We start from the raw sequence: 11486 nt of genomic DNA, 5'->3' as shown, positions 1-11486 counted from the left end.
AAATCTGTCCTGCCACAGGGACACTCGCCCCGAATCTGATTTATTCAACAAAGCCCGGGCAGACCAAACCAGCGGCCCTGGTTAGTCAGGGTTTCGGGGAACCGGTATTTACTGAGAGAACCGTCTGCCATTAAATTAAGCCTCCTGATAACGGGTGGGCAGCCGGGAAATATCTGCCCACCAGAATTAAGGCAAAGCGATCCCCTGAACGCGTTTAACGGCATTCAAACTTAAGCAGGACACTTAATGCGGGGCGCTTTTACTCACGCCGTATCAGAATTAATACCCGGCGACGGACATACCGATGGCGACAAACACCGAGAGAATGGCGAAACCGGCGAGGAACTTGAGGTTCTTCGTGGTCATATACATCACCGCCCCGACCAGCACTTCCGCCAGGATGACCCATTTCACGACGCTGGATCCGGATCCGAACGTGCTTTTGACGGTATCATTCCCGCTTGCCATCAGGTCTTTACCGGCACTGGATGCCATAACCGCTTCCGGGAAGAACGTTGCGACCGCTGCAACGGGCAGAGCTAACTTCAGTGATTTAAGAAGACCGACTTTACTGATTTTCTTTTTAACAGCGGATGCCGGTACGGCATTGAATGTGGAGATTTCTGTCATTTCATTATTCCTTTAATTAACCAGAGAGATACTTATGTTTGAAAATCTGAGTTACTACTTTTGGGTTTCGGGATCAATATTGTTTGGAATTACCTCCGCCATTTCAGAGTTGTAAAAATCAGGATACTTTTCTAAGTGGTCACGCAGACGAAGGAGTGCCTCAGCTGATTTAGAACGACCACTTCTGTCTTTTGCCTTCAATATGAGAAGATCCGTTTGAGGATCCAAATAAATTGACATGGTGACAGTTGGACCACGAAGCCTGTGACGTCGAATCATGTTTACCCTCTCAATTTCCCCTGCGTGCGAATAGTGACACGTAGAATACAATTTATTCAATACGCGATAAAATCCACTAATTTTTTTACATATTTTTAACATTCATTATTTTTAGAACAACTACTTTAGCCTTTTCGTAGGCGTCCACTTTCAAGCAGTGAAGCCTGAAATCGTCATAGTCAGTGAAATGTCTGGCAATCTCATTTTTGACACTTGAAAGCCTGCTTGATATAGCCTTCTCCGATACACCTAAATATTGTGAGGTTGTATGAAGCTGAAAACCTAGGATTGAAAAACAAAAAGCAATCATTTTTTTTGCGGTCAAACCTGAGAGAAACAAATCAAAATCAAAACTACAATTTTTGTTTCTATTTGACGTATTGAATAATGCCTGATAGTCAGGAAAATAGTTTATAAACCAGAGTGCATATAATTCATCTTTAATGGAGCGAACCTCAACACGCAATTGATAACACTCACCATTATAACTAAACGTACGACAAATAGCAGTTCCACCCCCCATGACAAATGCCTCTAGCTCTATTGTAGACAAATCTAGCTCTACTTCATCTGGGTCAAAACTAACACCAGAGAATGATTTAAATAACGGGTGGAAAAAATCTGAACATGCGTTATTTCTATAGACTGTATTCCTGAATTGGCCACGAATACAGAAAGGCAAGGGAGAGTCTTTATAAAGCTCGTTAAAATGCTTTACAACATCATCTAGAGATTGACTTAAGAGGGATAGATCTTTAGGATCGCGCGGGTGCATTGAAGCCTCCTCGAAAGGTTTCTGTGTATAGTCGGTACATCGGGTCACTACCCCGGTGTACCGGCGAATCGACGAATTTTATTTAAGGCCATATAAAATATATCAATGCCAACTCCAGTTGTCATCTAAAACCAGCAGATCATTTAACTCTTTATCTCGCTTTTACAGTTATTTATTTTGAGGATCATCATCCTCTTTAGGGAAGAATTGAGAAACCATCTCATTAACATCATCCCTTATAGACGTCACCATTTCCTTGAATTCAAATCTTTCGTTACCTTGCAGGTGTGGGCTAAGCGATGTCATGCCCAGAAGCTTACTTGTAGTCAATTGGGTTTTGAGTACACCCTCCAGAAGAATTTTATTAAAAAGCACTTGATTAAATCCTGATTCCTTCCGCTCCATTTGTGCTTCATACACTCGCAACCCGAGTTCAAGTAACATAGAAGCGATACTGGAATAACTAATGTCTTTCTCCTTAGCACCCTCTGCGCGCCTTTGAACAGCAATAGAATTAATTTTTTCTGCGACATTATCATTCACGTAAACCTGGATCTTAGCCATAACCCCTCTTATTTAATTATTTGTAATTACCGAAAATTAATCATTCTGACACCAGCTGATTTTAAGCGATTCATCAGCAGAGTCATCACAGTAAAATGCCGAATCCTGTCCCGAATCGGCAACCATTGAACGACGAATCTAATATAGATTCACTACTCAGGCAACTGAATGTTTTTTAAGTTAATATTCATCAATGAATCGCATTAAATTCAACAACGAATCGATTGAGATTCATTCATGAATCACTTAAACACATTAAAATAATTTATTTCACATTACTTTCTCCCTAAGTTTATGTTTTATATCGCAAATCAGCAAAATGTTCATTTTGCGTGGGGTGTGGTGATTTTGGTGGTGAGGAGTGCATATTAGTTGAGTCTGGACATGGGATGGGTTAACGTATTTCCGGCATGGTGCCCGGAGGGATAAATGAAAATGAAACGGATGACTCTCGCTTTTCTAACGCTGACTTTTTCTTGTGTCTTGAACGCAGCTGATTGTTTTGATCTGGCAGGCAGGGATTATCACATAGATCCAGATCTGCTTCGGGCAATCTCCTGGAATGAATCGAACTTCCGCACAGACGTTAAAGGCCACAATCCTGTTTCGGGTTTTGGTTCCGGACTTATGCAGGTGGACTCCCAGCACTTTAACGAACTGGCTCGTTATGGAATAAAACCTGAGCACCTTATTTCCGATCCGTGTATGAATATCTACACCGGGGCTTACTATCTTGCAATTGCATTCAAAAAGTGGGGAGTCAGCTGGCAGGCCGTGGGGGCATATAATGCAGGCTTCCGGAAAACAGAAGAACAGGCGCAGAGAAGATATTTCTATGCCAGAAAAATTGAGGCAACATACCGGGCGATAAAGAAGAATAAAGGCTCAGGGCAAACTCTCTCAAAACAAAAAAAAAGACCTCATGTCGAGGTCTTTTCTCCATCCTGTCTTTAACCCGTCAATCAATTGCCCGATAAATTAAATGAGCTTCAGGTTGTTTTATGATACTGATGTAGTCTTTCAGTGCATCCTGACGAGCGACGAGGTGCTTACAAACTTTCGAATATTCAGGTCCCATATCGGCAACCTGCCAGGACAACCAGTTCATGATCATCAGTGTAGCAATAATTCCGGCAGCATCGGCACTGACCTCTGCTTCAAAGTAATTACCGGGAATAATCATGTTATAGCGCTGTTCACCTTCCGGTGCGATATATCCGGTTTGCGTCGTGGTGAATCTGACACAGTTCTGAGCCACGTTTCCTCCGGTGCCCTGCGGAATTATCCAGTAACTCCAGAAACCACCATCATAATCTGAATGCTGACGTAACCAGCTGGCAATCATATTATCAGCAGAAGGCCGCACTGTTGCCCGCTATCCCGCAAGTCCAGATGGATCTTGCGATAACCATAAACGCAACCGGACTCCAGCCAGAACTGTTTGATCTGTCCCGTCAGTCTCAGATCTACCTGATGGCGCTGAGAATACGGTTGCTTAAACCAGGCGTAAAAGCCACTGGGATGAACATCCAGCACCCTGCAGAGCAGACGAACAGGCCAGCAACGGGAGTTGTCACGAATAAAGGCGTACCTCAGTCGGACAGCTTTGCGAAGTACGCCGCGGCTTTTTTTAATATGTCCCGTTCGTCAGTAACCCGCTTCAACTCCTTCTGGAGTCGGCGGATCTCGGCCTGAGCATCTGACTGTTCTTTATTAGTGGATGAGTCCGGATCGTACTTCTTTATCCAGGCGTAAAGGCTGTGGGTGGTGATATCGAGACGTGTTGCAACGCTGGAAACAGAATGACCGCGATCAATAACCTGTTTGACTGCTTCAATTTTAAACTCTTCGGGATAACGTTTACCGCTCATGGGCACCTCTCTTTAAGTCATCTTAAATGACTCCGAGGTGTCTGTTAAACCCGTGGCGATTCAACTGGTCACGAAAATTTTTATATCCCTTTAAGAATGTTAAATATTAATTAATTTAATGTGTTATTCAGAAAGTGGGGGCTTTCGTCCCCTAGTTATTTTTATTTAAAGCTGTATTTCATACCCACCATTGCAGCCGCATCGCTATAACCTTTGTCCCCCATCTGAACGCCAACGTTGCCCCAGAGATTCAGTCTTGAATTAATCTTTCCTTCAACCCCGGTTTTAATTTCACCCAGATTACGCGCACCGGCCTGGCGAATGCTGACGCCATCCATTTGGGTGCCAAAATCACGGGTGTTATGGAGCCAGTTCACCTCGACAAACGGTTCAAACTCGCGGCCTTTTCCATCATCAATCGAGCTATGCCCCTTCAGGAAGGTGCGTACACCCAGCCGGGTTTGGACGTTCCCGTCACCTTCACCGCTGATAAGTGTACCGTTAGCCTCACGGTGACTGTCGGCCTTCACACCCATCCATACGGCCTGCGCCTGCGGCTGGATATACCACTCATTTAGTGTCCCTTTGCTGCCGGTAAACTCACCCAGCTTATGGGTGTAACCCAGCTCCAGCGAGCCAGTCATGCCCTTAGACTTATACGACTCGCTCTGGATATCCTGGCCTTTGACACTGTTGTTAAACCAGTTGTACTGGGCCCAGCTGTCGAGATAAGCCCCCTGATGGGTCTCGTCATTAGCATACCAGGTCGCATACAGGCCAGCGCTGTAGCCGTTGACGGAGCCATCGGAGCTGTATCCCGTCGACGATGAACGCGTATTGCTGCTGTTATGACCATAGCCAGCCATCAGTCCGAGATGCCAGCGGTCAAGCCCGTCACCGCTCCAGCGGGCAATATCGCCCCCCATTTGCATCACATAGCGATTGCTCTGGGTTTTCAGCTGACCGGAGCCATCGCGCCATGCATTATGCCCCCCGACCTGACGCATCCACATACTGGTCACCTTCTGCTCACCGGTCAGCGCATCGGTATACTGTGTTTCGCCAAGGCGATCGTGCAGCCGGGTGACAAACAACGTATTGGCCGCGGCCAGATTTGCGGTATAGCTGCCCGGCTCCGGGCGAACATCCGGATCGAGTTTCGGATCCGGACCCGGATCCGGGTTGCCTTTATGGCTGGTCAGGTACCAGTTGCTGCCGTTATTGCCCTGCCCGCGCACCAGCGAGTAATCATACGCCCCGGCCACAATCCTGCCGTCCTGGGTAAAGTTACCGTCAGACTGGCCGTCAACATGGATAACCTCGATACCGTTCAGCGTCTGTGCTCCCAAACCACCGGCGTTGGTGACGCTGACGCCGGTGGTGCCGGAGGTGTTGCCCTTAACTACCAGCTTATCTGTCGCTGAGTTATCATTATTCAGCGCGGTATTAAGATGCAGATGACCATCCTCGCCATGGTAGTTCCCGTTGACGACCAGCTGATTACCGGCGGCGCTGCCGCTGCCGGTCCAGATATTGCCGCTGTTAGCCAGGTTGCCGCCGATGGTAAAGGTAACCGGGGAGGAGGTCGGGCGATCGCTATCGCCAACCAGCAGCGTGCCCTTGTTATCGATATTTCCCGCTACGCCGCCAAAGCCGGATAAACGTCCGTCTTTCTGCACGTTGACCTGGTGGCTTGCCAGCGTCATGGCCTTATCGGCGCTGCCGAGGATCACCCCCCCGGCGTTGATGTCGGTGGCACCTGTCCACTGTGCCGCCTCGTCCAGCGTTACGCTACCGCTGCCGTTTTTCACTACGCTGCCGCTGCCGGTGACGCTGTTTTTCAGCGTCCAGCTGTCGTCAGCGTTCAGCACCAGTTTTCCGTTATTCGCCACAGCCGCAGTTCCAAGCTGGCGGGCAGCCGAAACACTGAGCGTGGATGCGTTGTCGACAGCAAACGTTCCGGAGAAGCCGCTATTATCGCCGGCCAGCGCAACGTCGCTGGCAATCAGCGCCACCTTCCCGGCGTCGCTGAGGCTGTTATACAGTACGCCCGCCGCGTTATTCAGGTTAAGCAGACCCGCCGCAACGATGTTCCCCGTCCCCAGTCCCAGCGCATTGTTTAGCGAGGCCGTAGCTCCACGGGCAATGGTGGTGGTGGCCTTCAGGGCCGCATTGGCACCGGAGACGTTGAGGGTGCCGCCGGCGACGGTAAGCCTCCCGGTTCCGGCCAGCTCGCCGGCCGATTCGCCGCCGTCAGTCAGCGTCAGATGCCCGCCGTTTAAACTGGTCAGGGAGCCTTTTTCTGCGGTCAGTTTACCCACGGTCTGCGCATGGCCGCGCATATCAAATCCGGTCGCGGCCGCCAGCTTCAGCTCGCTGGTTTTGCCCAACACGTTGTCGTTCAGCATGGCCAGGTTACCGCTGCGTACGTTGGTGATGCCGCTGTAATCATTGTCCATATTCGACAGGGTGACGGTCTGCCCTTTCTGGCTGTCAAACGCCAGATCTCCGCTGCCGGTAACCTTCGCACTCAGATCCGCCGCGTTGCCGCTTTTGCCATTGGCGTCAAGGATAAGAGCATCGTCCCCTTTACCCAACAGATCAACCTGAGTCAGGCCGTAGCTTACGTACAGTCCGTCATCGTCATCGCCGCCGGTCAGACGGTAGTCGTAAGTGCCTTTCGCCACCACGGTTCCCTGCTGGCTGATATCGGCGGTAATGGCGTCGCTGATGGCGTTGCCATCCTTGTCGGTAAGCACCAGATTCCCGGCCCCACCGACCACGGCAGCGTCTGAGGTTGCCAGCTTAATCAGCGCCTGAGCGTCATCCTGCTCAAGCAGCGAAAGGTGCGTATCGACCTGAGGACGATCGTTGCTCACGCTTCCGCTATCAACCTGCACCGTGCCGCGCCCGGTAAGATCCATCGTTGCGGCGTGAATGGTGCCCTGTGCCGCCGGGTTACCCGGGGTTACGCCGTCAAACTGCACGGTCCCCCCGTCAAACGCCAGGCCGCCGATGCGCTGCTCTCCGGCGGCGACGTGGGTGATGCTCCCTTCACCGGCGCGCAGCGTGGCTTTACTCAGCGCACGGGTATTCAGACCGCCCAGTTCAAACTGGCTGCTGGCCAGCGCCACCGTACCCGTAAAGCCATCGTCCGCGTTGTTGGCGGTAAAGCCAAACTGGTTGCCTGCGGTATCAACCGCCATCGTACCGGTACCGGCCAGATGGCTGTTAAAGGCCACATCGGCGGCGCTAAGTACGTTGAGCCGGCTGGTACCATCAATGCTGTAGCCGGTTCCGTCGCCATCAAGGCCGTCGTCGCCCAGACCGAGGACAACCGTATCGAGGGTAAATATGGAGCCGGACGCCAGGTCGATATGTTCCATCCCGCTGACAGCATCCGCCCGGTTTAAGGTATACGTCGAGTTTTCAAGCCGTAAGGTATCCTCACCGCTGCCGCCATTCAGCGACGTGAACAGCGTATCGTTATCCTCTGGCCTGATATTTTGAAGGATAAAGCGGTCGTTGCCCGCACCGCCGGTAACGTCGGTCGCAGTACTTCCGGATTCAAGAATCACGGTGTTATCGCCGCTCAGCAGGTTCACCTGGCCACGGATACTGGCACCGCTGGCGTTGGTCAGGACAATGCCTTTGCCTCCCGTCATTTCCAGCGCCTTGTGGTTTGCATCCGCTGCAAGGATATCGCCTTTATTAGTAAAGGTTTCCAGTACGCCGTTATTCAAATCAACCACCGCAGCAGCATCCGCAACGGAGGTCAGCTTACCGGACTGTTCTACGTTTTTGGTTGTCCCTTCCACCATGAGGGCCGATTTCCCGGCACTGTTCAGCACATTAACGCTGGCACCGGTTTTCAGGTCGGTGGAAGCCCGGGTGACAATACCGTTGCCCTCGGCCGCATTGACGTTGATGGTCAGAGCCCGTGAGTCCGACATATCCAGCGTCTGGTCGGTCTCAGAGCCGTCGGTCACGTTTTCAAATAGTATCCCGGTACCGCTACCGTTAACGTTGATGGTGCCGGAGTTGGTCTGCGCCATGGAGGCACCGGTATGAACGCCGACGCCGTTGCCAACGTTAATGGTGGTGTCTTTGAGCTGGATACCGCTGATGGCGGCCTTGTTTTCAATCGCGTTGCCGCTGCCGGCGCTGTCCATGTTAATCGTCGCGCCGTCCACGGTCAGTCCTTTCGCGCCGGCATCGAGCAGGATACCGTTCGCCGTACCGGCAGCACGGGTTTCGCCGTTTCCGTTCAGCGCCAGCGTGGCATTATTCCCGACCAGATACGCCGCCGTGCCGCTGGTTGCGGTGACTATACCGCTGTTCGTCACCACCGAATCCGCGCCCTGGATATTCACCGCTACGCCGTTCACGGTGATACCGGAGCGATTCTCCAGAATTCCGCCATCAACCAGTACCCCGGTGCTGTTATCCGCCGTGAAATCAATCGAGCCTTCGTGGATAAGCCGCCCCCCATTTCTGGCGATATAGCCAAATGCGCCATCTGCCGTGTTCGCCGTCTCCAGCACTGCGTAGCTGGTCAGTACGGAATCGCCTTTTTTGGTCGCATCGACTGCACCATCAAGGTTGTAATAATTGCCATCAACAATCCCGGCAGTGGTGTCTTTTCCAGCCACTTTGACAATTACCGCATCCGCAGAAATTTCCCCCGTTGCGCCGCCCTCAATTCGAATTCCCGTCGCGCCGGTTCCCGTGACGCTGAGCGCCAGCTTACCGGAATCAAAATGGCTGCCGGCACCGGTGGTACGAATAATGGAAGCCCCTTCACCAGACGCATCCAGCCTGGCGGAACTGTCTGCGGACCCGACAAAACTGGCACCGCCATCAACGCGATATAGCGTCGCGCCCTCAGTAGAGGCATCCTGAATGCTGGTCGCAGCATTTTTAATAGTCGAACCCGCCCCGTAGACGTAATAGCCCGTCTGGTTAATACCGTCGGTGAAGTTAACGGTCCCGTTCTCGGTGACGTCGATTTCGCCTTTATCGCGGGCGTGTACGCCGATTGCTCCGTCACCGCTCAGGTTTACCGTACCGGATAATATAGCCAGAGCTTTTTCACCCTGAGCGTAAATACCGTAGTTGGCATAATGGGTGATGGGGTCGAGCCCACCGTTAATATTAATCGTGCCAGAACTGGTCACCTGCGCATTCGCCAGCGCCTTAACCCCGATGCTGTTCAGGCCGTTCAGATTAATAACGCCGGCATTCACCACCTTCGCCGCCTGGGTTCCCTCACGTGCGAGGATACCAATATTCGAGGAGACGGACTCGCCGGTCACGGCACCGTTTATATCTATAGTACCCTGTTGATTGAGCGTCGCGGCGCCGCCGACGTCAATTGCCGTGGCGTTCTGCACTTTGCTGCCGATAGCAATCTGCGAGATATCAGAACCGTTATAAATACCATTGCCGTACAGATGAACGCCAATGGACTGCTGTTTGATTGCAATATCAGAAGTCGTATCTGTCGGAGCTCGTTGCGCCAGGCGGCCAATGTAGAGCGTTCCACGGTTGTTGAAGATGGTATTCTGCTGGGTCTCCACACCGATGTTGGCACCGTCGCCCAGAATGCCGCTGGCTTCGTTACTTGCGGCAATATTGATCGCTCCGTCGTTATTTAACGTCGCACTGCCACTCATTAACACGCCGGTATTACCGTTGTAATCCCCCCTGGCCGCCACATTAATCACGCCCGTAGTATTATTGTTCACTACCGATTGGCCGTTAGCGAGGATTGCGGTATGCACGCCTGCAGCAACTCCCGCAGCCCCGCTCTGGAAAAAGGCGGCCATCTCCGGGTTAGTGCCGGCATCAATCACGCCATTGTTCTCAACAAAGGAGGTATTTCTTGCGGCAATGACGTATGCCCCACGGTAGGTATTTCCGGCGGTACCGAGGGTACCGTTATTGATCAGCGTCGCGCCGTTCTCGAGGTTAACCACGGTGGCATCTGAACCTACCAACTGGACATTGGCATCGTTAGCAATAGTCACGTTGCTATTATTGCCTTCGCCGTGAATATAGGAAACGGCATCACGGTTAACAAAGGCCCGTACCGCATCGTCAGAGGCAATAGCATCCGTATTGGCAAAAATACCGTGTAAGGAGGCGTCGCGTGCTTTATTCAGTTCAGCAGCGTACTGCTCTTCAGAGAGTTGAATTGTGCCGTCCTGAAGGGCCTTGATCAGCGCATCATTGTAGGCCTTAAACTCCGCGACGTTGGTGACGTTTTGATTACCGATAACACTGTTAAACGACCCGACAAAATCAGCCGCAGTCATCCAGGCAAGCGCATTGCTCGCGTCCTTGATATTGTTATCATTGTTACCCAACTGAACCACGGTTTTGGCCTGATAGTTAATGCTACCGCCATCGGTTACGTGATAGGCTGAGGACTGGTTTTTATTGTATATTGAGCTTTTCAGAATAACGTTGAACTGATTTTCTGCCGCGCCCACCCAATTGCCAGTTTTTTGGCCGACGTCCACATTAAGCGAATCACCGGCACCAATCTGATAAAAATTTCGATCGACATACTGACCATCTTTGCCGACAGCCGTTGACACCACGACCCTGAAGTCTTTTGCGGCCTCGGTTTGCATATCGCTATTATCAAAAACCTTCATGGTGACCGTAGTGCCCGTCACCGGATCTATGTAATTAATAGATTTGGTCTGCGATCCCATGCGGAAAATATCTTTATCAACCCATTGCGCGGAATCGTCGTTAATCAGCCCCTGGTCTCTTGCTTGTCCCAGAGTCATCCACTGACTTCCTGATGCCCCTTTCGTGATTCCGGCGAAGCTACCAACAAGGCGTGATGAACCTGAAATAATCTCCTCGAAAGGATCCTGTGGAGTAAAGTCATGAACCTGTATATCTGCAGCGATAACTTCGGACGCGCATGCCATATAGATTCCCAGGACAATCGCTGAGAGCGTAAAGGTTTTAAGACGCTTAGGTGAATCTGGATTAGCCAGGCTACGATATATTCGGCAGTACCCTTTGGCCAGTTCTGATGCCACCACAAATACATTCATCTGAATATTCCAGATGACTTTAAAAACCTTATTCATACTTATTCTCTTCTCGTAAAAATTGAAGTCTTCCGCTCCTGTGTAACGCCGTATTGCAGGGAGAATGTAAGCATTTGCGATACAACCAACTTACTTAACCAAACTTTAAGTCGATTGTTTTTAACAAATGGCTCTTTTTCCATGGGGGAATACTAGCATAGGAAAGATACAGCGATCGATATTAGCGATAGTTGTGTTATGGCTTTGTTGATTAAATCGAACTTTTGCTGAGTTGAAGGATCAGATCACACATCC

General features: G+C 50.8%; 6 protein-coding genes and 2 pseudogenes. 1 reads left to right on the top strand and 7 read right to left on the bottom strand.

Annotated features, from left to right (window positions below; all coding sequences use genetic code 11):
- Positions 1–279: 279 nt before the first annotated feature.
- From traA to traM, 4 genes are all read right to left on the bottom strand, one after another.
- Positions 280–630 carry a type IV conjugative transfer system pilin TraA gene (gene traA / locus QLG07_RS02125; RefSeq protein WP_282468355.1) on the bottom strand — a complete coding sequence of 117 codons (351 nt, stop codon included), beginning with the start codon at positions 628–630 and terminating at the stop codon, positions 280–282.
- Between the two features lie 54 nt (positions 631–684).
- The gene (locus QLG07_RS02120) at positions 685–909 is read right to left on the bottom strand and encodes a TraY domain-containing protein (protein WP_099754569.1); all 225 of its coding nucleotides are present in this window, start codon (positions 907–909) and stop codon (positions 685–687) included.
- 85 nt (positions 910–994) lie between these two features.
- Complete coding sequence (locus QLG07_RS02115; RefSeq protein ID WP_048918235.1) at positions 995–1684, bottom strand: PAS fold family protein; 690 nt, start codon at positions 1682–1684, stop codon at positions 995–997.
- A 168-nt stretch (positions 1685–1852) separates the two neighbouring features.
- Positions 1853–2248 carry a conjugal transfer relaxosome DNA-binding protein TraM gene (traM, locus tag QLG07_RS02110; protein ID WP_282468354.1) on the bottom strand — a complete coding sequence of 132 codons (396 nt, stop codon included), beginning with the start codon at positions 2246–2248 and terminating at the stop codon, positions 1853–1855.
- Between the two features lie 444 nt (positions 2249–2692).
- Between traM and QLG07_RS02105 the strand changes: the two genes are divergently transcribed.
- Positions 2693–3202, top strand: a complete 510-nt coding sequence (locus QLG07_RS02105) for a transglycosylase SLT domain-containing protein (protein ID WP_282468356.1) — start codon at positions 2693–2695, stop codon at positions 3200–3202.
- Between the two features lie 4 nt (positions 3203–3206).
- Here QLG07_RS02105 and QLG07_RS02100 read toward each other — a convergent pair.
- The 3 genes and pseudogenes from QLG07_RS02100 to QLG07_RS02090 all read right to left on the bottom strand — a co-directional run.
- Positions 3207–3608 (bottom strand): annotated as a pseudogene (locus QLG07_RS02100) (antirestriction protein); the annotation flags it as partial.
- Positions 3608–4119, bottom strand: a pseudogene (locus QLG07_RS02095) (transposase); the annotation flags it as partial. The pseudogenes QLG07_RS02100 and QLG07_RS02095, both read right to left, overlap by 1 nt.
- A gap of 161 nt (positions 4120–4280) precedes the next feature.
- Positions 4281–11231 (bottom strand): autotransporter outer membrane beta-barrel domain-containing protein, encoded by a 6951-nt coding sequence (locus QLG07_RS02090; RefSeq protein WP_282468352.1) that lies wholly within the window; start codon positions 11229–11231, stop codon positions 4281–4283.
- Positions 11232–11486 lie beyond the last annotated feature (255 nt).

Origin of the sequence: Erwinia sp. V90_4 (assembly GCF_029967685.1) — a bacterium.
In the GTDB taxonomy this organism is placed as follows: domain Bacteria; phylum Pseudomonadota; class Gammaproteobacteria; order Enterobacterales; family Enterobacteriaceae; genus Erwinia; species Erwinia aphidicola.
This window is presented reverse-complemented; position numbering and strand designations above follow the sequence as displayed.